Origin of the sequence: Agrobacterium radiobacter (assembly GCF_040801995.1) — a bacterium.
In the GTDB taxonomy this organism is placed as follows: Bacteria; Pseudomonadota; Alphaproteobacteria; order Rhizobiales; family Rhizobiaceae; genus Agrobacterium; species Agrobacterium radiobacter.
This window is the reverse complement of record NZ_JBEGHX010000001.1, coordinates 1,217,702-1,243,748: the sequence shown is the minus strand read 5'-3', so window position 1 is coordinate 1,243,748 and position 26,047 is coordinate 1,217,702. Positions and strand designations below refer to the sequence as shown.

The 26,047-nt window shown below is 59.4% G+C and carries 24 protein-coding genes and 2 tRNA genes; 14 read left to right on the top strand and 12 right to left on the bottom strand.

Annotated features, from left to right (window positions below):
• Window positions 1-91: 91 nt before the first annotated feature.
• The 3 genes from MRBLRC7O_RS06310 (at window position 92) to MRBLRC7O_RS06300 (ending at window position 3,029) form a co-directional block, all read left to right on the top strand.
• Window positions 92-1,120, top strand: coding sequence for a zinc-binding dehydrogenase (locus MRBLRC7O_RS06310; RefSeq protein ID WP_020810302.1), 1,029 nt, complete (start codon window positions 92-94; stop codon window positions 1,118-1,120).
• A 5-nt stretch (window positions 1,121-1,125) separates the two neighbouring features.
• Complete coding sequence (locus MRBLRC7O_RS06305; RefSeq protein WP_049832298.1) at window positions 1,126-2,055, top strand: lipid A biosynthesis lauroyl acyltransferase; 930 nt, start codon at window positions 1,126-1,128, stop codon at window positions 2,053-2,055.
• A 278-nt stretch (window positions 2,056-2,333) separates the two neighbouring features.
• The gene (locus MRBLRC7O_RS06300; RefSeq protein WP_003502880.1) at window positions 2,334-3,029 is read left to right on the top strand and encodes a nitrogen regulation protein NR(II); all 696 of its coding nucleotides are present in this window, start codon (window positions 2,334-2,336) and stop codon (window positions 3,027-3,029) included.
• Window positions 3,030-3,085: 56 nt separating this feature from the next.
• Here the strand turns inward: MRBLRC7O_RS06300 and MRBLRC7O_RS06295 are convergent, their stop codons facing one another.
• The gene (locus MRBLRC7O_RS06295) at window positions 3,086-3,889 is read right to left on the bottom strand and encodes a TSUP family transporter (RefSeq protein ID WP_060725789.1); all 804 of its coding nucleotides are present in this window, start codon (window positions 3,887-3,889) and stop codon (window positions 3,086-3,088) included.
• Window positions 3,890-4,070: 181 nt separating this feature from the next.
• Between MRBLRC7O_RS06295 and MRBLRC7O_RS06290 the strand changes: the two genes are divergently transcribed.
• From MRBLRC7O_RS06290 to recJ, 5 genes are all read left to right on the top strand, one after another.
• Window positions 4,071-5,030 carry a nucleoside hydrolase gene (locus MRBLRC7O_RS06290; RefSeq protein ID WP_111820728.1) on the top strand — a complete coding sequence of 320 codons (960 nt, stop codon included), beginning with the start codon at window positions 4,071-4,073 and terminating at the stop codon, window positions 5,028-5,030.
• 302 nt (window positions 5,031-5,332) lie between these two features.
• Window positions 5,333-6,553, top strand: coding sequence for an LL-diaminopimelate aminotransferase (locus tag MRBLRC7O_RS06285; protein ID WP_003502876.1), 1,221 nt, complete (start codon window positions 5,333-5,335; stop codon window positions 6,551-6,553).
• A 61-nt stretch (window positions 6,554-6,614) separates the two neighbouring features.
• On the top strand, window positions 6,615-7,925 hold the full coding sequence (locus MRBLRC7O_RS06280) for a homoserine dehydrogenase (RefSeq protein WP_020012584.1): 1,311 nt from the start codon (window positions 6,615-6,617) through the stop codon (window positions 7,923-7,925).
• A 187-nt stretch (window positions 7,926-8,112) separates the two neighbouring features.
• Window positions 8,113-8,337 carry a hypothetical protein gene (locus MRBLRC7O_RS06275; RefSeq protein ID WP_060725790.1) on the top strand — a complete coding sequence of 75 codons (225 nt, stop codon included), beginning with the start codon at window positions 8,113-8,115 and terminating at the stop codon, window positions 8,335-8,337.
• 95 nt (window positions 8,338-8,432) lie between these two features.
• Window positions 8,433-10,241 (top strand): single-stranded-DNA-specific exonuclease RecJ, encoded by a 1,809-nt coding sequence (gene recJ / locus MRBLRC7O_RS06270; protein ID WP_367727453.1) that lies wholly within the window; start codon window positions 8,433-8,435, stop codon window positions 10,239-10,241.
• 128 nt (window positions 10,242-10,369) lie between these two features.
• Here recJ and MRBLRC7O_RS06265 read toward each other — a convergent pair.
• The 6 genes from MRBLRC7O_RS06265 to MRBLRC7O_RS06240 form a co-directional block, all read right to left on the bottom strand.
• Window positions 10,370-10,444, bottom strand: a tRNA-Glu gene (locus tag MRBLRC7O_RS06265).
• 451 nt (window positions 10,445-10,895) lie between these two features.
• Window positions 10,896-10,970 (bottom strand) — tRNA-Glu (locus tag MRBLRC7O_RS06260).
• A 375-nt stretch (window positions 10,971-11,345) separates the two neighbouring features.
• A complete protein-coding gene (locus tag MRBLRC7O_RS06255; protein ID WP_003502869.1) occupies window positions 11,346-12,119 on the bottom strand; it encodes an amino acid ABC transporter ATP-binding protein in 774 nt (257 codons plus the stop codon).
• A gap of 12 nt (window positions 12,120-12,131) precedes the next feature.
• Window positions 12,132-13,289 (bottom strand): amino acid ABC transporter permease, encoded by a 1,158-nt coding sequence (locus MRBLRC7O_RS06250; RefSeq protein ID WP_080866148.1) that lies wholly within the window; start codon window positions 13,287-13,289, stop codon window positions 12,132-12,134.
• Window positions 13,290-13,291: 2 nt separating this feature from the next.
• On the bottom strand, window positions 13,292-14,488 hold the full coding sequence (locus MRBLRC7O_RS06245; RefSeq protein ID WP_003502865.1) for an amino acid ABC transporter permease: 1,197 nt from the start codon (window positions 14,486-14,488) through the stop codon (window positions 13,292-13,294).
• 109 nt (window positions 14,489-14,597) lie between these two features.
• Window positions 14,598-15,620 (bottom strand): amino acid ABC transporter substrate-binding protein, encoded by a 1,023-nt coding sequence (locus MRBLRC7O_RS06240; RefSeq protein WP_003502863.1) that lies wholly within the window; start codon window positions 15,618-15,620, stop codon window positions 14,598-14,600.
• Window positions 15,621-15,996: 376 nt separating this feature from the next.
• On the opposite strand from MRBLRC7O_RS06240, the gene MRBLRC7O_RS06235 reads away from it, so the two are divergent.
• The gene (locus MRBLRC7O_RS06235) at window positions 15,997-17,184 is read left to right on the top strand and encodes a cystathionine beta-lyase (RefSeq protein WP_003502861.1); all 1,188 of its coding nucleotides are present in this window, start codon (window positions 15,997-15,999) and stop codon (window positions 17,182-17,184) included.
• 17 nt (window positions 17,185-17,201) lie between these two features.
• Here MRBLRC7O_RS06235 and MRBLRC7O_RS06230 read toward each other — a convergent pair whose 3' ends face one another.
• Together MRBLRC7O_RS06230 and MRBLRC7O_RS06225 are read right to left on the bottom strand one after the other, a co-directional pair.
• Window positions 17,202-18,383 carry an FAD-dependent monooxygenase gene (locus MRBLRC7O_RS06230; RefSeq protein ID WP_003502859.1) on the bottom strand — a complete coding sequence of 394 codons (1,182 nt, stop codon included), beginning with the start codon at window positions 18,381-18,383 and terminating at the stop codon, window positions 17,202-17,204.
• Window positions 18,384-18,412: 29 nt separating this feature from the next.
• Window positions 18,413-18,658 carry a zinc-finger domain-containing protein gene (locus MRBLRC7O_RS06225; protein WP_003502857.1) on the bottom strand — a complete coding sequence of 82 codons (246 nt, stop codon included), beginning with the start codon at window positions 18,656-18,658 and terminating at the stop codon, window positions 18,413-18,415.
• A gap of 170 nt (window positions 18,659-18,828) precedes the next feature.
• Between MRBLRC7O_RS06225 and MRBLRC7O_RS06220 the strand changes: the two genes are divergently transcribed.
• From MRBLRC7O_RS06220 to MRBLRC7O_RS06210, 3 genes are all read left to right on the top strand, one after another.
• A complete protein-coding gene (locus tag MRBLRC7O_RS06220) occupies window positions 18,829-19,605 on the top strand; it encodes an alpha/beta fold hydrolase (RefSeq protein ID WP_112540174.1) in 777 nt (258 codons plus the stop codon).
• A 142-nt stretch (window positions 19,606-19,747) separates the two neighbouring features.
• A complete protein-coding gene (cysE, locus tag MRBLRC7O_RS06215; protein WP_003502853.1) occupies window positions 19,748-20,572 on the top strand; it encodes a serine O-acetyltransferase in 825 nt (274 codons plus the stop codon).
• A 141-nt stretch (window positions 20,573-20,713) separates the two neighbouring features.
• Entirely contained in the window at window positions 20,714-20,917 is a 204-nt protein-coding gene (locus tag MRBLRC7O_RS06210) for a DUF3126 family protein (protein ID WP_003502851.1), read from the top strand.
• A 55-nt stretch (window positions 20,918-20,972) separates the two neighbouring features.
• Here the strand turns inward: MRBLRC7O_RS06210 and MRBLRC7O_RS06205 are convergent, their stop codons facing one another.
• A complete protein-coding gene (locus tag MRBLRC7O_RS06205; RefSeq protein WP_080866147.1) occupies window positions 20,973-22,364 on the bottom strand; it encodes a cytochrome P450 in 1,392 nt (463 codons plus the stop codon).
• A gap of 110 nt (window positions 22,365-22,474) precedes the next feature.
• On the opposite strand from MRBLRC7O_RS06205, the gene MRBLRC7O_RS06200 reads away from it, so the two are divergent.
• The gene (locus tag MRBLRC7O_RS06200; protein WP_003502847.1) at window positions 22,475-23,134 is read left to right on the top strand and encodes a TetR/AcrR family transcriptional regulator; all 660 of its coding nucleotides are present in this window, start codon (window positions 22,475-22,477) and stop codon (window positions 23,132-23,134) included.
• A 96-nt stretch (window positions 23,135-23,230) separates the two neighbouring features.
• Here the strand turns inward: MRBLRC7O_RS06200 and fdhA are convergent, their stop codons facing one another.
• Complete coding sequence (fdhA, locus tag MRBLRC7O_RS06195) at window positions 23,231-24,421, bottom strand: formaldehyde dehydrogenase, glutathione-independent (protein ID WP_003502846.1); 1,191 nt, start codon at window positions 24,419-24,421, stop codon at window positions 23,231-23,233.
• A 161-nt stretch (window positions 24,422-24,582) separates the two neighbouring features.
• On the bottom strand, window positions 24,583-25,455 hold the full coding sequence (locus MRBLRC7O_RS06190) for an ATP-binding protein (RefSeq protein ID WP_003502844.1): 873 nt from the start codon (window positions 25,453-25,455) through the stop codon (window positions 24,583-24,585).
• Between the two features lie 206 nt (window positions 25,456-25,661).
• Here MRBLRC7O_RS06190 and yajC point away from each other — a divergent pair, with 206 nt between their 5' ends.
• Window positions 25,662-26,009 carry a preprotein translocase subunit YajC gene (yajC, locus tag MRBLRC7O_RS06185; RefSeq protein ID WP_003502842.1) on the top strand — a complete coding sequence of 116 codons (348 nt, stop codon included), beginning with the start codon at window positions 25,662-25,664 and terminating at the stop codon, window positions 26,007-26,009.
• The last annotated feature ends 38 nt before the right edge of the window (window positions 26,010-26,047 follow it).

The following is a 26,047-nucleotide window of genomic DNA, read 5'->3' as shown; positions in this document are numbered from 1 at the left end:
TTCTTTGATTACGCATTCCGGCCGCAAAACCGTTACAGAGGTTTGCTGGAATAGCCCTTTAGATAAACGCCCTCGGGCGAAGGACTGATATATGCGCGCTCTTCAACTCGTGGACGACCGGAAGCTCGAAAAAGTGGACCTGCCCGAACCGGATGCTCCGGCACCGGGCGAGGTGACGCTGCGCGTCAAGGCGGTTGCGCTCAACCACATCGATGTGTGGGGCTGGCGCGGCATGGCTTTCGCCAAGCGCAAGATGCCGCTCACCATCGGTGCGGAAGCTTCCGGCGTGGTCGAAGCCATCGGTCCGGGCGTGTCGAACGTGCTGCCCGGCCAGCTCGTCGCAATCTATGGCGCGCGCACCTGCGGGCTGTGCAAACCCTGCCGCGAAGGCCGTGACAATCTGTGCGAACATGTGCAGGGCGTTCACGGTTTCCATCTCGATGGTTTTGCCCAGGAAAAGATCAATATTCCCGCCCGTCAGCTCGTGCCCGCGCCGCATGGCATCGATGCCGTTGCGGCTGCCCTTGCGCCTGTCACCTTTGGCACGGTCGAGCACATGCTGTTCGACAATGCCAAGCTCGAATCCGGTGAGACGATCCTCGTGCATGCCGGCGGTTCCGGCATCGGCACGGCGGCGATCCAGCTTGCCAAGAAGATGGGCTGCACCGTCATCACCACCGTCGGCTCCGACGACAAGATCGAACGGGCGAAGGCTCTGGGTGCCGACCACGTCATCAACTACCGGACCGACCGTTTCGAAGGCGTCGTGCGCAAGCTGACGAAAAAGAAGGGCGTCGACGTTGTATTCGAACATGTTGGCAAGGACACCTGGGCGGGCTCGATGTTCTCGCTGAAGCGCGGCGGCCGTCTCGTCACCTGCGGTTCTACGTCTGGTGTCTCCACCGATATCAACCTGATGATGCTGTTCCAGCAGCAGCTGAAGCTGCTCGGCTCGTTCGGCTGCCGTATGGAAAACATGGCCAACGCCATGCAGAAGATGGCGCGTGGCATCGTGCATCCTGTTATCGACACCGAAGTCACCTTCGACGATATCGACCGGGCGCTGGAACGTATGGAGACGCGTCAGGTGTTCGGTAAAATCGTTCTGCGGATGGATTGACCGTCTTGAAGCTTTTCCTGACACGGATCGTCCTGAAACTGGACCACTTCCGGCAGTGGCTGATCGCGACATTCGCCTTCGGCCTTCTCAACCTGCTGAAGCTCTTCCCCGCCGATGCGGGCATTCGCGCCGCCGACCGGCTGGCGCGCTGGGTGGGGCCGAAGACTGGTCGCCACAAGCTGATGCTTTATAATCTGGCACGCGCCTTTCCGGAGAAGTCAGAGGAAGAGCTGCTTGCGATCGCCATGGACAGCTGGGCCAATATGGGCCGGCTTGCGGCGGAATATGTGTTTCTCGACCGGCTGTTCGATTTCGATCCGGAAAAGAACGAGCCGGGCCGCATCGAGGTCGAGGGCACCTCGACCTTCCTCGAACTGCGCGACAATCCACGACCCTTCATCGTCTTTACCGCCCATAGCGGCAATTTCGAGCTGCTGCCGGTTGCCGGCTCGGCTTTTGGTCTCGATGTGACGGTGTTGTTCCGGCCGCCCAACAATCCCTTCGTGGCTGACAAGGTTTTCAATTTCCGCAAGGAGCGCATGGGTAATCTCGTGCCCTCGCATGCCGGCTCTTCCTTCGCGCTGGCGCGACAGCTGGAAAAGGGTGGCGGCGTGGGCGTGCTCGTCGACCAGAAATTCGGCAAGGGGCTGACGACGAAATTTTTCGGCCTTGAGGTTCGCACCAATCCGCTTCTCGCCAAGCTGGTGCGGCAGTTCAACTGCGATGTTTATCCTGCCCGCTGCGTGCGTCTTCCGGATAATCGCTACAGGCTGGAAATAGAGCCCAGGGTTGAAATTCCGCGCGATGAGAAGGGCAATGTCGATATTCAGGCGACGGCGCAGCTTCTGAACGACAAGGTGGAAAGCTGGGTGCGCGAATACCCCGGACAATGGCTGTGGTATCACGACCGCTGGGACGTGAAGCATCAGATTTGACGGGATCGTGTGCGGCCAGATTTTCGGTGATTCTCACGAAATTCGACGGGAAAATCGTGCGTTTCGGTACTTTTCCATATTTGCGGAACCTCATTTTTCGTTCATGGATTATCGAAATTGAAAAATTAGCGGCTGCTGTGATATTTTGAACAACAATCCTCGCGGCGTTCCTGCGTTTCGTTACGTCATTTTTAAGCGCAAAGACGCTACAATCAGGGGATAAAGGCTTAATCCGTTCGCATAGGTAGCGGGGTTATGCCCGTTCAGGGAGAGTTGGGTTGAAAGATTTGATTGAGTTGTTCTGGCTGCGTTATACGGAACTGCAATCTGCCGTTGGTAAAAACGAAGCCGACAAGATTGCCGTGCTGGAACGTGAACTGGAACAGCTCCTCGAGCGGGTTGTCGGACGCAAGACAGAAAACTCCGAAGATATCCGCGAGCAGTTCCGTTTTGCCATCGATCTCCTTAACCACGAGGCGGAAGACCTTGGCTGCGTGCAGCGCAACTCCGAGCTTCTTCGCACCCTTGTCGATCGCTACGTCGGCATGCCGTCAAAGGCGAAGGTCGTCGGTGACGAGGACGAAGACACTCTGGAGTGGCATCACCGCCATCTGATCCTCGATGAGGATATGCTCAACGATCTCGACGAGCCGGTGGTGATCGTTTCCCCTGGCTACCGCGTTTCCTTCGCCAATGCTCTCGATGCATTTCAGCGCAATGCCCCGGAAGGGCTTGTCGGCTGCCATATCGCCGAACTTGTCGGCGTTCACCGGTTCCAGAACAATCTCAGGGAAAAGCTCGACAATTGCTTCAAGGGCGATACGTCGAAATATACCTATGCGGAAGATCAGAATGGCCGCACGGTCGTCAAGTCGCTGGAAATGTCGCCGTGCTACTCGTCCGCCTACAAGCTCGTAGGTGCGATGGTGGTGATCCGCGAAATCGCCGATCGCCGTCGCCGCGCCGCTGGCTGAGGCAGCAGGGCGCCGTCCCATTGTCGGAATGACGGGAAAAGGCGCTCCACCATCCCTTATTTCGGGAAGATGGTTTCCCAGACAGTGGCGATCGACCAGGCGGACGATGCGTCGACAAGAAGCTTCGTCGCCATGGCAAGGCATGACAGGACGAGCAGCGGGCGGATGATCTTTGCGCCGTTTTTCATCGCGAAACGGGATCCGATCTGCGCGCCGATGAACTGGCCGACCCCCATGGCCAGGCCGAGCTTCCACAAAACCGCGCCACCCATTGCAAAGACGAGAAAGCCGCCGAAATTCGAACCGAGGTTGAGAAGCTTCGTGTGGGCGGTCGCCTTCAGCATTCCAAAACCGGCAAGGCCCACAAAGGCCAGCATGTAGAAGGACCCCGCGCCGGGGCCGAAAACACCGTCGTAAAAACCGATCAGCGGCGCGACCGCAAGCCCGAACACGAAGGGCGTGATGCGGCGGTGGCTGTCGATATCGCTGAGCTGCGGCTTGAAGGCAAAATAAAGCGCGATCGCAATCAACAGGAACGGCATGATGGCGCGCATGAGATCGGCCGGCACGAAGGCGGCTGTCAGCGCGCCGAGCATCCCGCCGGCCATGGCCATCAGCGCCATCGGCAATTGTTCTTTGAGATTCACATGGCCGCGTCTGGCATAGGCAAGGGTCGCAGAGGCGGAACCAAACTGCGCCTGCAGCTTGTTCGTGCCGAGCGTATCGAGCGGGGCGATGCCCATGATCATCATTGCGGGAATGACGATGAGGCCACCACCACCGGCGATGGAATCGATAAATCCGGCAAAGATGGCGACGCAGAAGAGAACGATAAAAACGTTGAGGGCGATGTCTTGCACTGGGAATGTCCGGGCAGGCGAAGGAGAGGGCTTCTTCTTTCACCGAAAGGGCCACGGCGCAATCTCTTTCTGTGCGTTCAGCAGCGGGCAGGGGGATTGCGGTGTTGCCGCTTATCGTTATGTTTCCGTGGCGCGTCGCCGGAAGGACGGATGGCGCTTGAGACATATGGATGAGGGCATTATGCATAAAGTGATATTCGATACGGACCCCGGTGTGGATGACGCCATGGCGCTTCTGTTCCTGCACCGCCATCCTGATATCGATCTGATCGGCGTTACCACCGTTTTCGGCAATGCGCCCATTGATATCACCACCCGCAATGCGCTCTTCCTGAAGCGGGAATGGCAGATGACAGCACCGGTCGCCAGGGGCGCCGGCGTGACCTTCGATCCCACCCGCAAGGAAGGCCACTGGCCGACCTTCATCCATGGCGAAAACGGTCTCGGCGATATCGATATCCCTGAGACCATCGATCTGCCGCTCGACCCGCGCCCCGCACATCGTTTCATCATCGAGACGGTAAAGGCCAATCCCGGTGAGGTGACGCTGATTGCCGTCGGTCGCATGACCAATCTGGCGCTGGCGCTCAGCGAAGAACCTGACTTCGCGGCGCTGGTGAAGGAGGTGATCGTCATGGGCGGCGCCTTCGACATGAACGGCAATGTGTCGCCGGCGGCCGAGGCCAATATTCACGGCGATCCTGAAGCGGCCGATCTCGTCTTCACCGCGCCCTGGCGCGTGATCGTCGTCGGTCTCGATGTGACGATGAAAACGGTGATGACCAGCGCCTTCATGGCTGACATGGCAAAGGCCGGCGGCAAGCCGGTGCAGCTGCTTTCGGACCTGTCGCAGTTCTACATCGATTTCTACAAGACCCGTACCGGCGACGGCATGGTGGTGCATGACAGCTGCGCCTGCGTCTATCTTGTGGCGCCTGAGCTTTTTGAAACCCGCAGCGGCCCGGTACGCGTCGTCTGCGGCGGGCTTGCCGACGGCCAGACGATCCAGAAGCCGGATGGCCGCGCCTTTCCGCCCGGTGACTGGGATGGGCATCCGAGCCAGCTCGTCTGCACAAATATCGAGCCGGAGCGCGTGCTTTCGGTCATCCGCGCCGCAATTGTGACAGGGGAGCGCGGCTGAAGGGCGGGAATGGCCGTTCTTGAGCATGGCTTGCCTTGCATTTTCCAAGAATCTGGCGTTATGCAAGTTCCCTGATCGTAGTGCGCGATCCGCCATGCCGGAGGGGCTGAAAAGGCCGTGCCGGAAGGACGGGCGGATGGCCGCTATGCGGCGTGGGCCAAGAAAACCCCTGTAGGTTTTCCCGTGCTTTGCGCTACAATGAATAACGCCTGCCGGGTCGGTTCGTGTCGGCGGCGTTTAACAACAAAAAACGAACCTTCGTTATGGGCCGGCAGTACCGGTCCATTCCCATGAGGAAAGAGATGGAAGAGTTTCATAAGGTCCGGCGTCTGCCGCAATACGTCTTCGAACAGGTCAACCGTTTGAAAGCGAGCGCGCGAGCGGCCGGGGCCGATATCATCGATCTCGGCATGGGCAATCCCGACCTTCCGACCCCCAAGGCGATCGTCGACAAGCTTTGCGAGGTCGTTCAGGATCCGCGTACCCATCGTTATTCCTCCTCCAAGGGCATTCCAGGCCTTCGCCGCGCGCAGGCCGGTTATTATGCCCGCCGTTTCGGCGTGAAGCTGAACCCCGATACGCAGGTCGTCGCGACCCTCGGCTCCAAGGAAGGCTTCGCCAATATGGCGCAGGCCATCACCGCGCCGGGCGACGTCATCCTGTGTCCGAACCCGACCTATCCGATCCATGCCTTCGGTTTCCTGATGGCGGGCGGCGTTATCCGTTCGATGAATGTCGAGCCTGATGACAGCTTCTTCGGCCCGCTGGAGCGCGCCGTGCGCCACTCCATCCCGAAGCCGCTGGCGCTGATCGTCAACTACCCGTCGAACCCGACGGCGCATGTTGCCTCGCTTGATTTCTACAAGGACGTGATCGCCTTTGCGAAGAAGCACGAGATCATCGTGTTGTCCGACCTTGCCTATTCGGAGATCTATTTCGACGACAACAATCCGCCGCCTTCGGTTCTGGAAGTTCCCGGTGCAATCGACGTTGCGGTGGAATTCACCTCCATGTCGAAGACCTTCTCCATGCCCGGCTGGCGTATGGGCTTTGCCGTCGGCAACGAGCGGCTGATCGCGGCGCTGACGCGTGTGAAGTCCTATCTCGACTACGGCGCCTTCACGCCGATCCAGGTTGCGGCAACGCATGCGCTGAACGGTGATGGCTCCGACATTGCCGAAGTGCGCAATGTCTATCGCCGCCGTCGCGATGTCATGGTCGACACCTTCGGCAAGGCCGGCTTCGAGGTTCCGCCGCCGGCGGCGACCATGTTCGCCTGGGCGAAAATCCCGGAAAAGTTCCGCCATCTCGGCAGCCTGGAATTCTCCAAGCTTCTGGTCGAGAAGGCCGATATTGCCGTTGCTCCCGGCATCGGCTTTGGCGAGATGGGCGATGATTACGTCCGTCTCGCGCTCGTGGAAAACGAGCATCGAATTCGTCAGGCAGCGCGCAATCTGAAGCGCTTCCTGTCGAGCGCAGACGAAACGATGCACAACGTCGTTTCGCTTAACGCCCACAGATAAGGGCAACCGAAGGCGGCCGGGCCTCGGCCGCCACCATCACCAGCAAATCAGGAACATACCCATGGCAGATTCATTGAGAATCGGCATAGCGGGGCTCGGCACTGTCGGCGCTTCGCTCGTGCGCATCCTCCAGCAGAGAAGCAACGAACTTGCGATTACCTGCGGACGCGCGATTGAGATTATTGCGGTGAGCGCGCGCGACCGTTCGCGCGACCGCGGCATCGATCTCAAGGGTATTACCTGGTTCGACACGCCGGAGCAGATGGCAAGCGAAGCCGATATCGACGTCTTCGTCGAACTGGTCGGCGGTGCTTCCGGCCAGGCGGAAAATGCGGTGCGGGCCGCACTCGCACGTGGTCTCCATGTGGTGACAGCCAACAAGGCGCTGCTGGCCAAGCATGGCGTCGAACTGGCGACCATTGCCGAAGACAAGGGGGCGCTTCTCAATTTCGAAGCGGCGGTGGCCGGCGGTATCCCCGTCATCAAGGCGCTGCGCGAGTCTCTCACCGGCAACCATGTGTCGCGCATCTACGGCATCATGAACGGCACCTGCAACTACATCCTGACCAAGATGGAGAAGGAAGGGCTGTCCTTCGAGGCCTGTCTGAAGGAAGCGCAGCGGCTGGGTTATGCGGAAGCCGATCCGGCCTTCGATATCGAGGGCAACGACACCGCTCACAAGCTCGCCATTTTGACCACGCTTGCCTTCGGCAACAAGATTTCGGCTGATGACATCTATCTGGAAGGCATCACCAATATCTCCAGCGAGGACATTCAGGCGGCCGCCGAACTCGGTTACCGCATCAAGCTTCTCGGCGTGGCGCAGGTGACCGAATCCGGCATCGAGCAGCGCGTGCATCCGACCATGGTGCCGCTTGATTCCGTCATTGCCCAGGTGGACGGCGTGACCAATGCGGTGGCGATCGAATCCGACATTCTCGGCGAATTGCTGATGGTCGGCCCGGGTGCCGGTGGCAACGCCACGGCGTCTGCCGTGCTGGGTGACATCGCCGATATCGCCAAGAGCCGTCCGGGCGCCCAGCAGGTGCCTGTCCTCGGCCGTCCGGCGAAATCCCTGTCGGAGTATCGCCGCGCCAAGATGAAGAGCCATGAGGGCGGTTATTTCATCCGCCTGACGGTGAAGGACCAGGCGGGCGTCTTCGCCTCCATCGCCACCCGCATGGCTGACAATAACATCTCGCTGGAATCCATCGTGCAGCGCCAGCGCGTGCATGTGGAAGGCGCGCCGCAGACCATCATCCTCGTCACCCATGCGACGATGGAAGATGCGATCCGCAAGGCGGTGAAGGCGATCAAGAACGAGAAATATCTCGTCAGCGAGCCGCAGGTCATCCGCATCGAGCGGACCTGAGACGCTTCATTATTTTGATGACACCGAGAGCCGCGCTTCCATATGGAGGCGCGGTTTTTCGTTGTATGGCTGCCTGTATAGCGCCGGTGGTCCGGCGCCCATAAAATTTGAGGGGACGGCGTCGGAAGCGCTGGAAAACAAGGCGATTCGGCACTATGGTTAATCCTGTTCACCAAGCGAGGGAGGCGTGGCCGTGACATCGATCATCCTGTTCAAGGACAATAAGCGCGCTGGCATTGCGGCGACCCATCACCGGGCGCGGCCTCACAATGCCAATGACAATATTCGCACTATGGAATTCGACATGGGGGAGCATGAGCGCAACTGGTGTTCGCTCGCCGTCTTCTCGCTGCTGCTGCTCGTTGGCGCTGTCTCGATCGTCAGCCCGTTTTTCTCGATTTTTTCGGTGTGAAACCTCATATGCGCGTTTTTGCTTGAAAAACGCGCCACCGCCATTTAGCCCGTCTTAAGAGCGCGATCAGGCGCATGACAGGACGAATGGACAGGATGGCAATGATGGAGCCGGCCGATACCGTGGCCCGCGCATTTTTAAGCGTGGAGCGGTCGGCGACAGAACAGCGCTGGGTATCGCGGCTGGATCAGGCCGGGCAGAACCGCGCGCTGGCCATGTCCCAGATTCACGCCATTCCCGAATTGATCGCACGCGTTCTTGCCGGACGCGGGGTGGGTGTCGATGACGCCCTGGCATTCCTTGATCCGACCATCCGCTCCCTGATGCCCGATCCGCATATGCTGACCGATTGCGAGAAGGCCGCCGAGCGGCTGGTACGCGCCATCGAGACCGGCGAGAAGGTGGCGATCTTCGGCGACTACGATGTCGACGGTGCTGCCTCTTCTGCTTTGATGTACCGCTTCCTCGCGCATTTCGGTCTGACGCCGGAAATCTATATTCCCGACCGTATTTTTGAGGGCTACGGGCCGAACCCGGCGGCGATGCAGCAGCTTGCTGCCAATGGCGCGACGCTGATCGTGACGGTCGATTGCGGCTCAACCAGCCATGAATCGCTGCAGGCCGCCAGGGACGCGGGAACGGATGTCGTGGTGATCGATCACCACCAGGTCGGCACGGAGCTGCCGCCGGCGGTGGCGCTGGTCAATCCCAACCGCGAGGACGATCTTTCGGGGCAGGGGCATCTCTGTGCGGCAGGCGTGGTGTTCCTCGTGCTGGTCGCCACCCTGCGCCTATTGAAGGACAGGCGGAACCGGCAGGCCTTCACACTCGATCTGCTGTCCCTTCTCGATATCGTTGCGCTTGCCACCGTATGTGATGTGGTGCCGCTGAAGGGCCTCAACCGCGCCTATGTGGTCAAGGGGCTGATTGCCGCGCGCCACATGAACAATGCAGGTCTCGCCGCTCTGTTCAAGAAGGCCGGGCTCGGCGGACCTGTCACGCCCTATCATTTCGGTTTCCTGATCGGGCCGCGCATCAATGCCGGCGGCCGCATCGGTGATGCGGCGCTCGGCAGCCGACTGCTGACGATAGATGATTCCTCGCAGGCCGAGGTGATCGCGGAGCGGCTGGATGAGCTGAACCGTGAGCGGCAGGCGATGGAAGCGGTGATGCTCGCGGAAGCCGAAGCGGAGGCTCTGTTCGAATATGGCGACGGCTCGGGTGCGGGCGTCATCGTCACCGCGCGCGAGAATTGGCATCCCGGCATTGTCGGCCTGCTCGCTTCGCGCCTGAAGGAGCGTTTCCGCCGCCCGGCTTTCGCCATTGCTTTTGATCCCTCCGGCAAGGGCACCGGCTCAGGCCGTTCGATCAACGGTTTCGATATGGGGCGCATGGTGCGCGCCGCCGTGGAGGCTGGCTTGCTGGTCAAGGGCGGTGGGCATGCCATGGCGGCCGGTCTGACGGTGGAGCGCGCCAATCTCGGCAAGCTCAGGACCTTCTTCGAGGAGGCGGCCGCAAAGACCGTGAATGAGCTGGTGGAAAGCAGCGTGCTGAAGATCGACGGCGCCATCGGCGCTTCGGGCGCTACATTGCAGCTTGTCGACCAGTTGGAGCAGGCCGGTCCTTACGGATCAGGCCACTCGCAGCCGATCTTTGCCGTGCCGGCGCATCGCCTGCGCGACGTGCGGCTCGTGGGTACAGCTCACGTCAAGATCACGCTGGAGGCCATGGACGGCTCGCGGCTGGACGGTATCGCGTTTCGCGCTGCAGAAGCGCCTCTGGGGCAGATGCTGCTGAATGCACGCGGCAGGAACATTCACGTCGCAGGCACCGTGGGCGCCGATCTGTGGCAGGGCCAGAGGCGCGTGCAGCTGCGCGTTCTGGACGCGGCATTCGCGCCCTGACGGGGCCTTGGAACTTACCCTGAATTTTATGAACACTGTCTCTGACGAATGGCCGAGACACGCCAATGCGTCTTTACGCGATGCGTGAAGATTTTCGTGCAGACTACTGATTTTTATGGAGAAGCAAGTGGCACGCCCTAGGGGAGTCGAACCCCTCTTTTCAGAATGAAAATCTGACGTCCTAACCGATAGACGAAGGGCGCGTGCGCTTGTGGTGTGGCGCCCTTATAGTCAGGCTCCCGTTGCTCCGCAAGCGGAAAAATTGATTTTTTTCGCTTCACGGCGAGTTTTTTTATGGAAGCCGAAAGGGCTGTGGAAAACTGCGCCGGGACCGGCCAAGGCCTTGAAATTTCGCCGCTATCGCTGCGCGCTGGTGATGCCTTCATGCCTCGTGGAAGGCCCGGGGGTGCTTTTCCCAACCCTTAGCTGGCATCTGCCGCCCGCCGGAAAGAACCGACGCTATGATTTGTCTAAAGGGGGAAAGGCAAGCCGGTCGATTTGCCCGCTGGCGCTTCATCCGGCTTGCCTTCCATCGGGGGGACAGCACTCTAACGTGCCGACCGGGAATCGGTTCCGACGCATCGATCGCGCGCGACGAATTCGCGATCTGTGAAGCTGCTTTATATTTTTGAAGGGGAAGAACACGAAGGCAAGTGGCACGCCCTAGGGGAGTCGAACCCCTCTTTTCAGAATGAAAATCTGACGTCCTAACCGATAGACGAAGGGCGCGTGCGCTTGTGGTGTGGCGCCCTTATAGTCAGGCTCCCGTTGCTCCGCAAGCGGAAAAATGCATGATTTGACAAAAAAATGACATGGACCGCCAGAAGCCCTGAGAAACAAGGATTCTTGTTTCGTAACAAATGGTTAAATGGTCGGGCTGTGGCTATTTTTGAGGCCTGTTGCTTTGGATGTGGGCTGTGAAACGACGACTCAGCACAAGCGTAGGCTGGATTGGAACTAACGGCGAGGCAGTGATGAGGTAGAACATATTTGCCGTCATCCTCGCCTCAGGGGCGAGGATGACGTTGGGTGTGGCCACTGTTTCTGCAATAAAAAACGGGGCCGAAACGGCCCCGTTGGATGATGCGTTGATGGCAAAAGTTCTCAGTGCAGAATCTGGCTGAGGAACAGCCGGGTGCGCTCGTGCTGCGGATTGTCGAAGAATTCGGCGGGCGAATTCTGTTCAACGATCTGGCCCTGGTCCATGAAGATGACGCGGTTTGCGACCTGGCGGGCAAAGCCCATTTCGTGGGTGACGCACAGCATCGTCATGCCGTCTTCGGCAAGGCTGACCATGGTGTCGAGCACTTCCTTGACCATTTCCGGGTCGAGCGCCGAGGTCGGCTCGTCGAACAGCATGATCTTCGGCTTCATGCAGAGCGAGCGGGCAATCGCCACGCGCTGCTGCTGGCCGCCGGAGAGCTGGCCGGGATACTTGTGCGCCTGCTCGGGGATCTTGACGCGCTTCAGATAGTGCATCGCCACTTCTTCAGCTTCCTTCTTGGGCATCTTGCGAACCCAGATCGGCGCCAGCGTGCAGTTTTCGAGGATCGTCAGGTGCGGGAAGAGGTTGAAGTGCTGGAACACCATGCCGACTTCACGACGCACTTCGTCGATCTTTTTCAGGTCGTTGGTAAGCTCGATACCATCAACGTTGATCAGCCCGGACTGATGTTCCTCCAGCCGGTTGATGCAACGGATCATGGTCGATTTGCCCGACCCCGAAGGACCGGCGATGACGATGCGCTCGCCTTTCATGACCTTCAGATTGATGTCGCGCAGGACGTGGAAGTCGCCATACCACTTGTTCATGCCGACGAGTTCAATTGCCACGTCCGTTGTCGAAACGGCCAGTTTTTTTGTTTGGGTTTCTGCCATTTTGAGCGTCCCTTATCGTTTATGCCCGGTGTCGAGGTGCCGTTCCATGAACAGCGAATAACGCGACATGCCGAAGCAGAATATCCAGAATACGAAACCTGCGAAAATATAACCTGTCATGGCGGTGACGGGTGTCGCCCAGTTCGCATCCGATTGGTTGAGTGTGACAATGCCGAGCAGGTCGAACATGCCGATGATCGAAACCAGCGACGTGTCCTTGAAAAGCCCGATGAAGGTGTTGACGATACCAGGAATGACGAGCTTAAGCGCCTGCGGTAGCACGATCAGTCTCGTCTTCTGCCAGTAGTTCAGGCCGAGCGAATCCGCCCCTTCATATTGTCCCTTCGGAATGGCCTGCAGGCCGCCGCGGATAACCTCCGCCATATAGGCGGATGAGAAAAGCGACACGCCGACTAGCGCGCGCAGGAACTTGTCGAAGGTCCAGCCGTCGGGCAGGAACAGCGGCAGCATGATGCTGGCGAAGAACAGCACGGTGATCAGCGGGATGCCTCTGATGACTTCGATGAAGAGCACGCAGAGCATCTTGATGACCGGCAGGTTCGACCGTCGGCCGAGCGCCAGAAGAATGCCGAAGGGGAGCGACACGGTGATCCCGAAGAAGGACAGGATGAGCGTCACCATCAGGCCGCCCCACAGCTGCGTTTCCACCTTCGGCAGGCCAAAGACGCCGCCGATGAGCAGGAAAAACGCAATGAAGGGCAGGATGATGAAAAGCACCAGCGCGTTGAGGCGCTTGAACGGCGCTTTTGGAATCAGCATCGGTATCAGCAGGATGGCGAACGTCACCATCACGAGGATGGGACGCCAGCGTTCGTCGATCGGATAGCGGCCGAAGACGAATTGTCCGAGCTTTGCCGAAACGAAAGCCCAGCACGCACCGGACTGGCCGTCCGGCAGCGCGCCGCCCTGCGAAGCGGTCAGGCAGGCGATACGATCGCTGCCGGTCCACACCGCGTCAATGAACAGCCACTTGATGACCGGCGGCACCAGATAGGCGAGCATGGCAAGGGCGATCACCGTCAGGACCGTGTCCTTGGGGGTGGCGAAGAGTTTGGTGCGCAGCCAGTGACCGAAGCCGACGGCGCTCGAGGGCGCGGGTCTGGCGTCCTCGATGGTCTGCCGCACGAAAGCGTGATTGCTTGTTGTCATCGTCATCTCTCCACCAGGGCCATTTTCGCGTTGAACCAGTTCATGACCACGGCCGTGAGCAGGGACAGCGAGAGATAGATGACCAGCCAGATCGCAACGACTTCGACCGCCTGACCCGTCTGGTTCAGGATCGTGCCGCCGACGGAGACGATGTCGGCGAAGCCGACCGCGACCGCAAGCGATGAGTTCTTGGTCAGGTTGAGATATTGGCTTGTCAGCGGGGGGATGATGATGCGCATCGCCTGCGGAACGACGATCAGGCGCGTCGTGGTGCTGGAGCGAAGCCCGAGCGCATCCGCAGCTTCCGTCTGGCCCTTCGCCACGGCCTTGATGCCGCCGCGAACGATCTCGGCGATGAAGGAGGCGGTGTAGAAGGAAAGCGCGAGAAACAGCGACATGAATTCAGGTGCGACGACCGCGCCGCCCGAGAGGTTGAACCGCCCGGCAATCGGGTAGTCGAAAGTCAGCGGTGAGCCGAGCGCGAGAAATGTCGCGGCCGGAAGGCCGATGATGAGAAGTGTAGCCGTGATCCCGGTGCGGAACTGCTGACCGGTCTTTTCCTGTCTCGCCTTTGCCCAGCGGTAAATGAAAAAGCTGATGACGATGGCGACCAGAAGGGCGAGCGGTATCAGCCACGTGCCTTCGCCCCAAAGGGGCTTCGGAAAGAAGAAACCGCGATTGTTGAGGTAGCTTCCGAGCGGAAGCTCCAGCGAATCACGCGCCTGCGGCAGGACTGAGATGACGCCCTTGTACCAGAAGAAGATGACGAGCAGGGGCGGGATGTTGCGGAAGATTTCCACATAGGCCTGCGCGAGCTTCGAAATCAGCCAGTTGCTGGACAGCCGGGCGATACCAACGATGAAACCGATGATCGAGGCGGCGATGATGCCAAAAAACGCAACCTGGATCGTGTTGAGAATGCCAACGAGCAAAGCCCGGCCATAGGTCGCGTCGCTGGTATAAGCGATCAGCGACTGGCCGATATCAAAACCGGCTCTTCCGTTGAGGAATCCGAAGCCGGACGAAATGTTTGACCGTTGAAGATTGGTGATCGTATTCGTCACGATGATCCAGACGAAGGCGGCCAGGATGACGACTGTCAGGACCTGATAGAAAATTCCGCGTATGCGTGGATCGTAGATAAGTGACGACGCGCTTTGCGCGCGCGATCGTTGCGAACTGACCGCGTTGCCTGCCATAGGCACCTTTCCCTTTTATATGCTCTTTGCGAGCTTATTTATATAATTTTAAAATGGAGGCCGGGCATTGCCCAGCCTCCTGTCATGATCTAGCCGATGATGGGGCCGATCAACGGACCGGCGGTGCGTATTGCAGGCCGCCCTTGGTCCACAGCGCGTTCTGGCCACGCTCGATCTTCAGCGGAGAGCCTGCACCGACGTTGCGGTCGAAGACTTCGCCGTAGTTACCCACCAGCTTGATGATGTTGTAGGCCCAGTCGTTGGTCACGCCGAGATCGGTACCGATCTTGGTGCCTTCTTCCGTGCCGAGCAGGCGCTTGATATCAGGGTTGGCGCTGGTCTTCTGCTCATCGACGTTTTTCGAGGTGATGCCCAGTTCTTCGGCATTGACCATGGCGTAGTGAACCCAGGTCACGATGTCGAACCACTGGTCGTCGCCCTGGCGAACGGCCGGTCCAAGCGGCTCCTTGGAGATGACCTCAGGCAGAACGATGTTGTCGTCCGGGTTCTTCAGCTTGAGGCGGATGGCGTAAAGACCGGACTGGTCGGTGGTGTAGACGTCGCAACGGCCGGAATCATAGGCGGAGGTTGCGTCGGCTTCCTTTTCGAAAACGACCGGGTTGTACTGCAGATTGTTGGTCTTGAAGTAGTCGGCGAGATTGAGCTCGGTGGTCGTGCCGGTCTGAACGCAGACGGCGGCGCCGGAAAGCTCGAGCGCGGACTTAACATTCAAGCCCTTCTTGGCGATGAAGCCCTGGCCGTCATAATAGTTGACGGTACGGAAGTTGAAGCCGAGCGACGTGTCGCGGCTGATCGTCCAGGTGGTGTTACGGGTCAGAACATCGACTTCACCGGACTGGAGAGCCGGGAAACGGTCCTTGCTCGAAAGGGCGACGAACTTGGCCTTCGAAGGATCGCCGAAAACCGCAGTGGCAATACCACGGCAATAGTCCACGTCGATACCGGACCATTCGCCCTTGTCATCGGGATTGGAGAATCCCGGAATGCCGGCGCTGACGCCGCAGGTGACGAAACCCTTGCCCTTCACATCCTGAAGCGTCGCAGCCGAAGCGACCGAGGCTCCTCCCAAAACTGCTGCGCCGATGGCGGCTGACAGAATTGCCTTTTTCATTTTTCCCAACCTTTGTTTGTTATCGTCACTTGGAAGAGGACCGGCATATTGTCTTGCCCCAGCTCCCCCTTCAGCGAGACCTTTTCGATCCGCTTTTTCTATCACAATCGCAATTGGCAGCGGGGTCAAGACGTGCGGGCAATAATTGTGCCTATAAAACGGAATTTTCCAAATTTTGGTCGGGAAGTGTGCAAAGGGTGAAAATATAAGCATATTTTTGCGGAAATTTGAACTTGCACAGTATTTGTATACTTGTTGTATGCTGGCTCTCGGTGGATCAATTCACTCCGTTTGAGAGGAGCCTGCGGGACTTGACCTTGCGGTCCGCTCTTAGCATTGTCGCACGCGTCAATGTTCCTTCGAAAGCTGATCTGAAATGACCAAGACAAATGACCTGCTTTCCGCCGCAGGTGTGAATACGCGCCTGACCCATGGCGGCAACGATCCCGCGGACTGCTTCGGTTTCGTCAATCCGCCCATCGTGCGTGGCTCTACCGTGCTTTTCCCCGATGCCGAGACGCTTTCGACCGAAAACCAGAAATACACCTATGGCACCCATGGCACGCCGACGACCGATGCGCTGTGCAGTCTTGTCGATGAGCTGGAAGGGTCTTCCGGAACCATTCTCGTGCCGTCGGGCCTTGCGGCGATTACCGTGCCGTTCCTCGCCTATCTCGGCGCCGGCGATCATGCGTTGATTGTCGATTCCGTCTATTATCCCACGCGCCGCTTCTGCAACATGATGCTGCGGAAGCTCGGCGTCGAGGTGGAATATTACGACCCGGCAATCGGCACGGGCATCGAGGCGCTGATCCGTCCGAATACCAAACTCGTGCATCTGGAAGCGCCGGGCTCCAATACCTTCGAGATTCAGGATGTCCGGCTGATCACCGAGATCGCCCACAGGCATAATTGTGTGGTGACGATGGACAATACCTGGGCGACGCCGCTTTATTTCAGGCCGCTCGATTTCGGCGTCGATGTCTCCATTCACGCCGCCACCAAATATCCTTCGGGTCATTCGGACGTGCTGATGGGCTTCGTCTCGGCCAATGAAAAACACTGGAAGACGCTTTATCAGGCCAATACCAATCTAGGTATCTGCGTCACCTCTGACGATGCCTATCAGATCCTGCGCGGCATGCGCACCATGGGAATTCGGCTGGCGCATCATCAGAAAAGCGCGCTTGAAATCGCCACATGGCTGGAGAGCCGTGGCGACGTCGTTCGCGTCCTGCATCCGGCCTTGCCGAGCTTTGCCGGGCACGAACTCTGGAAGCGCGATTTCAAGGGCGCAAGCGGTGTCTTCTCCTTCGTGCTGAAGGCGGAAGAGGGCAAATACAAGCAGACGGCGGCTGCCTTCCTTGATGCGCTGACGTTCTTCGGGCTCGGCTATTCCTGGGGCGGATACGAATCGCTTGCTGTTTCGGTGTCGCTTGTCGACAGGACCATTGCCAAGGGCCCCTCGGAAGGGCCGGTCATCCGCCTGCAGATCGGGCTCGAGGATGTCGCCGATCTCCAGAAGGACCTCGAAGCCGGGTTCGCGGCTGCCGCCGGGGTCTGATTTCAGATCCCGCAGCCTTAGCCTTTCGCGTGATAACCGTAGAGCCAGTCGAAGTCCTTCAGGAAGGCTTCCGTCGGACGTGTGGAAAACACGAAGTCCCGCGCGGTGCGGACCGGGCCTCTGGCATGATAGGCAAAACGATTGAGAGAGGCCCGCTTGCGGGCCTTTTCTATGCGCGGCAGGCGCAGGGCCTCGAAAGCGGCAAGGGCCTGCGGCACGGGCAGCGAGGCTCCGGCGTTGCTGCCCGCCATGGTTCCCGCAAGTTCAAACGCATCCTCGATCGCCATGGCCGCGCCCTGGGCGGCGAACGGCATCATGGCGTGCGCCGCGTCGCCGATCAGCACCGTGTCACGGCCATTGTGCCAGCGGCCGGGGCCAGCCTGATAGAGCGGCCAGAAGGTGGGGTTTTCAGACGAATCGAGCAATCGGACGATGTCAGGGCTGAAGCCGCGAAACTGTTCCAGCAGCATGGCTTTCTGCCGTCCGCTCGATTCCGCCCGCCATGTCGCGCCGGGGTCGGCACCGAGCGCGATGGCGACGATGTTGAAGCCGCCGATTTCCTTCAGCGGATAGGCGACGATATGGCCGCCCGAGCCGAGATAGGCCGTGACGGCGCTTTTGTTGATGGCTGACGGCACGTCATTTGCTGTGACCGTGAAGCGCCAGGCCACATTGCCGGAGAAAGTGGCGGTGGGAGCGGAAGGCACGGCGAAGCGGGCCGCCGACCAGACGCCATCCGCGCCGACGATCAGATCATGGTCGCGGAAGGTGGTTGCGGCGATGATATCCGCTGTCGCATTTTCGATGCGTTTTCCGAGATGCAGGCGGCAAAGCGGGTTGCGTATCACCGCCTGGAGAAGTGCGTTTTGCAGCGTCGAGCGGTGCAGCACGCCATAGGGTGCGCCCCAGCGGCTGCGGGCCACCGCGCCCATCGGTAGGGAGAGCAGCGTGGCAAGCGATTTTCCGGAGGCGAGTTCGACGCTGACAGGTTCGGTCCAGCGCGCCTCGATATCAGGCAGTACCCCGAGCGTGGCGAGAATGCGGGCGGCATTGGGGGAAAGCTGCAGGCCGGCGCCAACTTCCGCCAGTTCGCCGGCCTGTTCGATGATGTCACAGTCGATACCGTGCCGGGCAAAAGAAAGGGCAGCGGTGAGACCGGCGATGCCGGCACCGACAATGGCTACGGATTTTATGGGCATGGTGCGCCCCGATCAGAAAAGGTGGAAGGTCAGGCAGCCTTCACATGGAAGACGCAGCCCGGAGGATTGGTCTGCTCTGCCTTCAGCGACGGATTGTAGCGATAAAGGGTCGAGCAGTAGGAACAGACCTTCTCATTGTCGTCGCCCATATCGATGAAGATATGCGGATGATCGAAAGGCACGGAAGCGCCGGTGCACATGAATTCCTTGACGCCGATCTCGATCATGCGGTGTCCGCCATCGTTCTGGAAGTGGGGAATGGAATGGCCGGCCATGTTCGTCTCCAAATGCAACATCGTTATCGAGCCGCCGCTGGTTTTCGCGCATCGGCTCGTCGTTGCGGATATGTAGCCTCAAACGCATTGCATCTCCATAAAAATCGTCAGCAAAACATGTTCAACATTGCTAATTCCTGCCATATGGTCCGGCAAAAAGGATGTCCTTGATGAATCTCAACACGCCGCAGTTTTCCGATTTTTCCCATGACGGCCTTCGCCTTGCCTATTTCGACGAGGGTAATCCGGCGGGCGATCCGGTTTTGCTGATCCACGGCTTTGCCTCCAGCGCCAATGTCAACTGGGTGCATCCCGGCTGGCTGAAGACGCTGGGTGAAGCGGGTTACCGGGTGATCGCCATTGACAATCGTGGCCATGGCGCAAGCGACAAGCCACATGATCCGGAAGCCTATTATCCGCCCGTCATGGCCGGCGATGCGGTGGCGCTGCTCAATCATCTCGGCATCGCCGAAGCGCATGTGATGGGATATTCCATGGGCGCGCGCATTTCGGCCTTCCTTGCCGTGGCCCATCCTGAGCGCGTGCGTTCGCTGGTCTTCGGCGGGCTCGGCATCGGCATGGTGGAAGGCGTCGGTGACTGGGATCCGATTGCAGAGGCGCTTCTTGCCCCTTCGCTCGATGTCGTGACGCACGAGCGCGGCCGCATGTTCCGCGCCTTTGCCGACCAGACGAAAAGCGACCGGCTGGCGCTGGCCGCCTGCATCGAGACATCGCGGGTTCTCGTCACGCGCGAACAGGCGGAAAAGATCGACGCCCCGACGCTGATCGCAGTCGGAACGAAAGACGACATCGCCGGATCCGGCGCGGAGCTTGCGGCGATCATGCCGCATGCGCGGGCAATCGATATTCCCGGCCGCGACCACATGCTGGCTGTCGGCGACCGGGTGTTCAAGGCGGCGGTGCTGGAATTTTACCGCTCGCAATGAGCGTGATGGCAAGAAACGGTTTTTCATGCTGCATGAAGAAAAACTGAAGCCTTGCCGCCTTTAAAGTCGTCATTCGAATCCCATTTCTAATGCACGTCTTTTTCTGTATAAAGAACGACTACTGCAAACGAGGAGACCATTCATGGTCGCACGTACCGAGGCCCGTCAGCCCGAACAGCTGGCGATCGTCGATCCGATCTGGGGCAGCCTGCTGCATGAGGCGCGTAGCGCCGCGGCACAGGATCCGCTGCTTTCGGCCTTCCTTTATTCGACGATCCTCAATCACCGGTCTCTCGAAGAATGTGTGATCTACCGTATCTGTGAACTCCTCGATCATCCCGACATGCAGGCCGTGCTTCTGCGCCAGACCTTCCAGGATATGCTGGATGACTGGCCGGAATGGGGAAGCGTGCTGCGCGTCGATATCCAGGCCGTTTACGACCGTGATCCGGCCTGCACGCGCTTCATGGAGCCGCTCCTCTATTTCAAGGGGTTCCAGGCCATCCAGACCCATCGCCTTGCCCATTGGCTGCTGCAAAAGGGCCGCAGGGATCTGGCGCTTTATCTGCAAAGCCGCTCATCGAGCATCTTCCAGACCGATATCAATCCGGCCGCGCGCATCGGCAAGGGCATCTTCCTCGACCATGCCACCGGGCTGGTGGTCGGCGAGACGGCCGTCATCGGTGACAACGTCTCCATCCTGCATGGCGTCACACTTGGCGGCACCGGCAAGGAGGGGGCGGATCGCCACCCGAAGATCGCCAATGGCGTGATGATCGGCGCGGGCGCGAAAATCCTCGGCAATATCGAAATCGGCAGCTGCTCGCGCATCGCCGCCGGTTCGGTGGTGCTGAAGCCGGTTCCGCCGAAGACTACCGTTGCCGGCGTGCCGGCGCGCGTGGTGGGAGAAGCAGGGTGTTCGGAGCCCTCGCGCCTGATGGACCAGCTTATCGGAGCGGATATCTGACTGGCCCTGTCGCGCTCTGATGGGGCCGGCATTTTCACGGTCGTCCGTGTGGAAGACGCGGATGACTTGCCGCTTTCACTTTACTTTGGCCTTTGTCCCATGCCAAAAGCGGCTCAACGCGAACCGCACAGGAGAATAGTGGTGAAAGCCGACGAAATCAAAAAACTCGACGCCTATTTCAAGCGCACTTTCAATGAAAAGATGATTGTGAAGGCGCGTCCGCGCAAGGACGATTCCGCCGAAGTGTATCTTGGCGAAGAGTTTCTCGGCGTCGTTTATATCGATGACGAAGACGGCGACCGTTCCTACAACTTCTCCATGGCGATCCTCGACGTCGACCTCTGATCGTCACCATCCGGTGACGGATGGAGTTTCGCACTAAAACAGTCGCCCGTGGTGGTTACGCCGCGGGCGATTTGTTTTGTCGCGGGCTCACCTGCATCATCAGGCGGTTTTCCGGCCGCAAGGTGACCCGCATCAGCGGCTCCGTATTTGCCGGACTTTTGTTCTTGAGGTGGACGTCCTGCAAAAGCACGGCAAGGATTGCGACAGCCTCCATCATGGCAAAGGCGTTGCCGATGCAGACGCGCGGGCCCGCGCCGAAGGGCATATAGGCGTAGCGGTGGCGCGCCTTGATCTTTTCGGGTTCGAAACGTGACGGGTCGAAGCGGTCGGGTTCGTCCCACAGCGTGGTGTGCCGGTGGACGGCGTAGATCGGCACATAAAGAACGGTGCCCGCCGGGATATCGTGCTCGCCGAGCCTGAAGTCCTGCAACGCGGTGCGTGTCACGACAGGGGCGGGCGGGTAGAGCCGCATCGCTTCCGAAAATACCTGTCTGGTATAGGTCAGGCGGGCGATATGATCCGCCGCCACCGGTTCGCCGGCGGTAACGGTTTCAATCTCGTCGATGACCTTGCTTTCCACGTCGCTGTTTTGCGAGAGCAGATGGAAAGTCCAGGCAAGGCCGAGGGCCGTGGTTTCATGACCGGCCGTGATGAAGGTCAGGAGATTATCGATGATTTCCGTGTCGCTCATCATGCGTCCGGTTTCCGGGTCTTTCGCTTCGAGCAGCATGGAAACCAGATCGTTCCTTTCGATCGGATTCTGCCGTCTTTCGGAAATGACGGTCGCAAGGCTGGAACGAAGATAGCCGACCGCCGCGCGGGCCTTGCGCCGGCCCGGATGCGGAAGCCATTCCGGTGCGCCCAGCATGGCGAGCGCGAAGGTCCAGCCCGTGGGTTTCAGATAATCGGTGATGCTTTGCTCGACACGTCCTATATCGATGCCATGGCCGCCGGACATCATGGTTTCGACAATGATATCGAACGTCGTCCGCATCATCTCATGGCCAATATCAATGTCACCGGCAGGTGAGCGCCAGCGCCCTTGCGTGCGACGCGCGGCGTCGATCATGACCGGTAGCAATTCCAGCAGCTTCTCGTGCCGAAAGGCAGCAGCGACGGATTGCCTTTGCCACTTCCAGTGATCGCCGTCGGCCGTCAGCAGGCCCTGGCCGAGTGCGGGGCCGAGGGCGCGGCGTACATCTTCGCCCTTGCCGAGCAGATGGGCGTTCTTGACCAGAGTTTCATGAATAAGCACGGGATCGGCAAGATGAACCCGCATGACGCCGCCAAGGCGCGTAAAGACCGCCGGCTCGCTGAAAATTTCCGGCGGCAGAGCCTTCAACGGATTGCGGATGAGCGACAGGGCGACGCGTACCGTCGCGAATTTGGAGACGGGAGCGGTTCCGGGCGTATCGGGGGAGGCGGTGCGAATGTCGGTGCCGGTCATTTGCAGGTCCTTTGTCCGCGTTGAACACTTACATTTTCTGTTAAGGTGTATACCTTATTTTTGGTATTTAAGGTGCACACCTTAGGTTTCAATGGTTGGGTTCGACATCAATGAAAAAAATCAATACCGGACGCACGTCCGTTCGTCCCACGCGCCAGAGAATTCTCGACGCCGCACTTGTGCTGTTCAACGAGCGCGGGCCCGATCATGTGACGACGGCCGAGATCGCAAGGGCTGTAGAGATCAATGAGGGCAATCTCTATTACCACTTCCGCACCAAGGAAGCGTTGTTTCTGGCGCTGTTTGCCCGGTTCGAGGCCGATGCGCTGGCGATTGTCGGAAAGATCGACGGGGCGGATGAGGCGGCGGCGGCAACCTATGCCGGTTTTCTGCGGCTCTGGTTTTCGCTTGTATGGGACTATCGTTTCCTGTTTCGCGATCTGGTCGGCCTTATCTCTTCCGCCCCGGCGCTGGTGGAGCCTGTGCGAACCATAAGCGCCGCCATGCGTCTCGCTGTCGGCGATATCGTCGCCCGCATGGAGAAAGCGGGCCTGGCGGTTATTCCCGAGGAAGAACGGTCGGCCGTCCTGACAAATCTCTGGATCGTCTCCACCTATTGGGCGGCCTATCTCAACCTTCAGGAAGGTATCACCGAATTTGGATCGCAGCAGCTGGGCTGGGGATTGGAGCAGGTCTCAAGCCTGTTCAGACCCTATCTCTCCCCGGAAGCGAAAGCCGAACTGGAAGCGATGCTGATAGTGGAACCGTAAGTTTCACCTGACGGTGACAGGACGGGAAACAAAGACGCCCGCGACGATATCCGTCGCGGGCGCTTTTACGAGTATCAGCCGGGTGCCGCTGAAGTATCAGGCAGCCTTCAGCAGATCGCCATGCGGATCGAGGACGAACTTGGTTGCCGCACCCTGATCGAAGCTTTCATAACCCTGCACGGCGTCATCAAGCGCGATGATCTTGGCGTTGACGATATCGGCAATCGGCAGGCGGTCATGCAGGATCGCCTGCATGAGCTGGCGGTTATATTTCAGCACTGGCGTCTGGCCGGTGTGGAAGGATTGCGCCTTTGCCCAGCCGAGGCCAAAGCGCAGCGAAAGGGCGCCCTGTTTTGCCGCATTGTCAACCGCGCCGGGATCTTCTGTGACATAAAGCCCGGGGATGCCGATAGAGCCGGCGGCGCGGGTGATTTCCATCATCTGGTTGAGAACGATGGCTGGCTGTTCACCGCCGGAATGGCCGCGTGCCTCGAAACCGACGGCGTCGATTGCACTATCAACCTCATTGGTGCCGACGATCTCGGCGATCATGTCGCCCAGCCGGTCGCCCTTGGAAAGATCGACGGGTTCGAAGCCGACTTTTGCTGCATGGGCAAGGCGATCCTTGTTGAAATCGCCGATCATGACGACGGCAGCACCCAGAATGCGGGCGGAGGCGGCAGCGGCGAGACCCACCGGGCCGGCGCCTGCGACATAGACCGTAGAGCCGACGCCGACGCCCGCCTTGACCGCGCCGTGGAAGCCGGTCGGCAGAATGTCCGACAGCATGGTGAGGTCGCGGATTTTCGACATCGCCTTGTCGCGGTCCGGGAACTTCAGCAGGTTGAAATCGGCATAGGGGATGGTGACATAGCGGGCCTGTCCGCCGATCCAGCCGCCCATATCGACATAACCGTACGCGCCGCCGGCGCGGGATGGGTTCACCGTCAGGCACACGCCGGTATCCTGCGACTTGCAGCAGCGGCAACGGCCGCAGGCGACGTTGAACGGCACGGATACGATATCACCGACCTGCAGCATCTCGACGTCGATGCCTTTTTCGATGACTTCACCGGTGATCTCATGGCCAAGAACGAGGCCCGGCATTGCCGTGGTGCGGCCGCGCACCATGTGCTGGTCGGAGCCGCAGATATTGGTGGAAATCACCTTGAGAATCACGCCGTGCTCGATACGGCGGCCATCCGGCGCCTCAAGCTTCGGGTCGTCGATGTCGCGGACTTCGACCTGACCCGGCCGCATGTAGACGACGCCTCTGTTCCTGCTCATATCCATCTCCTCCGTGGTTTGAACACCGTGCCTGTCCGCTCCTCCGCGGGCAGGTGACTCCATGGGTGCAGCAAACCATGTGAGGGGAGATGTGGCGTTCGGGAATACGACACTGTTTGTGGCCGTAACGACACCGGCTTTCATCCGGTGTCACGGTGGCGTTATCTGTCGAGTGGTTTTCTGAGGCGGCCGGCGGCATCCTGAATATATTGCCAGGCGACACGGCCCGAGCGACCGCCGCGGGTCGTCGCCCATTCCAGCGCTTCGTGATGCAGGGTGTCGCGGTCCAGACCCAGATCGAAATGCGTGGCATAGCTGTCGATCATCGTCAGATAGTCTTCCTGGCCGCATTTGTGGAAACCGAGCCACAGGCCGAAACGGTCCGAAAGCGACACTTTTTCCTCAACCGCTTCCGAAGGGTTGATGGCGGTGGACTGCTCGTTTTCCATCATGTGGCGCGGCAGAAGATGGCGGCGGTTGGAGGTCGCATAAAACAGCACATTGTCAGGCCGTCCCTCGATGCCGCCGTCGAGTGCTGCCTTCAGCGATTTATAGGCTGTATCGTCATGGTCGAAGGAGAGATCATCGCAGAAAACGATGACGCGCTGGCCTGACGCCTTCAGGATGTCGAGCAGGGCGGGCAGGGTGTGAATGTCCTCGCGGTGCACTTCCACCAGTTTGAGCGAAACGCCGCTTGCCGCGCGCACATCTTCGTGAACGGCCTTGACCAGCGAGGATTTACCCATGCCGCGCGCGCCCCACAGGAGCACGTTGTTGGCGGCAAAACCTTCCGCGAAGCGCAGCGTGTTTTCATGCAGGATGTCACGCACATGATCGACGCCACGGATCAGCTTCAGTGCGATGCGGTTGGGGCGGGGAACCGGCTGGATAAAGGAGTTGGTCGGCACCCAGACGAAACAATCGGCCGCATCCCAGTCGTTTACGGCGGGCGCGGGGCCGGCTAGCCGCTCCACGGCGAGGGTGAGCCGGCGCAGTTCTGAAAGAAGCAGGGAGGCCGTTTCTTCTCGAATCATGGTGTTTCTTCCGCTTGTCTGGTGTTCAAAACTCTGTTTTGCGCCCGGCCTAGCATGGTGTTTGGCGCCCATAAAGGTTAAGAGGTCCGGAATCGGTACGGCGTGGGCCCTGCATCTGTTGCAATCCCGGCGTTCCCCACTATATTCCGGCGGCTTGAAAGCTGGGGCGGCATCCAAGGTCGTGCCGTAATTCTGAGGAGTTTTATATGTTCATTAGTCAAGCTTTTGCCCAGGACGCAACAGGCGGCGCATCTGCCTTCGGTTCCGGCCTTGAAATGCTTTTCCTGTTTGCGCCGCTTATGGTGGTCTGGTACTTTTTCCTTATCCGCCCGCAGCGCGCGCAGATGAAGAAGCGTCAGGAAACACTCACCAATATTCGCCGTGGCGATCAGGTCGTTCTTGGTGGCGGCATCGTTGGCAAGGTGACCAAGGTCATCGATGACAATGAACTCGAAGTCGAAATCGCCGAAGGCGTGAAAATCCGTGCCGCCCGTGCTTACATTGCCGAAGTGCGCGTGAAGGGCGAAGTGGTCAAGACGGAAACCGCTTCCTGATCCTGCCGGACAACCGAATGCCCGATTGCGAATTTTGA

What these genes read in the sequence shown, in the direction of transcription:
- MRBLRC7O_RS06290 (WP_111820728.1), top strand. Translation starts at nt 4,071, where the DNA reads ATGCATAAAGTGATATTCGATACGGACCCCGGTGTGGATGACGCCATG.
- MRBLRC7O_RS06250 (WP_080866148.1), bottom strand. Translation starts at nt 13,289, where the DNA reads ATGACAACAAGCAATCACGCTTTCGTGCGGCAGACCATCGAGGACGCC.
- MRBLRC7O_RS06230 (WP_003502859.1), bottom strand. Translation starts at nt 18,383, where the DNA reads ATGCCCATAAAATCCGTAGCCATTGTCGGTGCCGGCATCGCCGGTCTC.
- MRBLRC7O_RS06200 (WP_003502847.1), top strand. Translation starts at nt 22,475, where the DNA reads ATGAAAAAAATCAATACCGGACGCACGTCCGTTCGTCCCACGCGCCAG.
- MRBLRC7O_RS06245 (WP_003502865.1), bottom strand. Translation starts at nt 14,488, where the DNA reads ATGGCAGGCAACGCGGTCAGTTCGCAACGATCGCGCGCGCAAAGCGCG.
- MRBLRC7O_RS06285 (WP_003502876.1), top strand. Translation starts at nt 5,333, where the DNA reads ATGGAAGAGTTTCATAAGGTCCGGCGTCTGCCGCAATACGTCTTCGAA.
- yajC (WP_003502842.1), top strand. Translation starts at nt 25,662, where the DNA reads ATGTTCATTAGTCAAGCTTTTGCCCAGGACGCAACAGGCGGCGCATCT.
- MRBLRC7O_RS06240 (WP_003502863.1), bottom strand. Translation starts at nt 15,620, where the DNA reads ATGAAAAAGGCAATTCTGTCAGCCGCCATCGGCGCAGCAGTTTTGGGA.
- recJ (WP_367727453.1), top strand. Translation starts at nt 8,433, where the DNA reads ATGGCAATGATGGAGCCGGCCGATACCGTGGCCCGCGCATTTTTAAGC.
- MRBLRC7O_RS06235 (WP_003502861.1), top strand. Translation starts at nt 15,997, where the DNA reads ATGACCAAGACAAATGACCTGCTTTCCGCCGCAGGTGTGAATACGCGC.
- MRBLRC7O_RS06255 (WP_003502869.1), bottom strand. Translation starts at nt 12,119, where the DNA reads ATGGCAGAAACCCAAACAAAAAAACTGGCCGTTTCGACAACGGACGTG.
- MRBLRC7O_RS06310 (WP_020810302.1), top strand. Translation starts at nt 92, where the DNA reads ATGCGCGCTCTTCAACTCGTGGACGACCGGAAGCTCGAAAAAGTGGAC.
- MRBLRC7O_RS06190 (WP_003502844.1), bottom strand. Translation starts at nt 25,455, where the DNA reads ATGATTCGAGAAGAAACGGCCTCCCTGCTTCTTTCAGAACTGCGCCGG.
- cysE (WP_003502853.1), top strand. Translation starts at nt 19,748, where the DNA reads ATGGTCGCACGTACCGAGGCCCGTCAGCCCGAACAGCTGGCGATCGTC.
- MRBLRC7O_RS06205 (WP_080866147.1), bottom strand. Translation starts at nt 22,364, where the DNA reads ATGACCGGCACCGACATTCGCACCGCCTCCCCCGATACGCCCGGAACC.
- MRBLRC7O_RS06225 (WP_003502857.1), bottom strand. Translation starts at nt 18,658, where the DNA reads ATGGCCGGCCATTCCATTCCCCACTTCCAGAACGATGGCGGACACCGC.
- fdhA (WP_003502846.1), bottom strand. Translation starts at nt 24,421, where the DNA reads ATGAGCAGGAACAGAGGCGTCGTCTACATGCGGCCGGGTCAGGTCGAA.
- MRBLRC7O_RS06280 (WP_020012584.1), top strand. Translation starts at nt 6,615, where the DNA reads ATGGCAGATTCATTGAGAATCGGCATAGCGGGGCTCGGCACTGTCGGC.
- MRBLRC7O_RS06220 (WP_112540174.1), top strand. Translation starts at nt 18,829, where the DNA reads ATGAATCTCAACACGCCGCAGTTTTCCGATTTTTCCCATGACGGCCTT.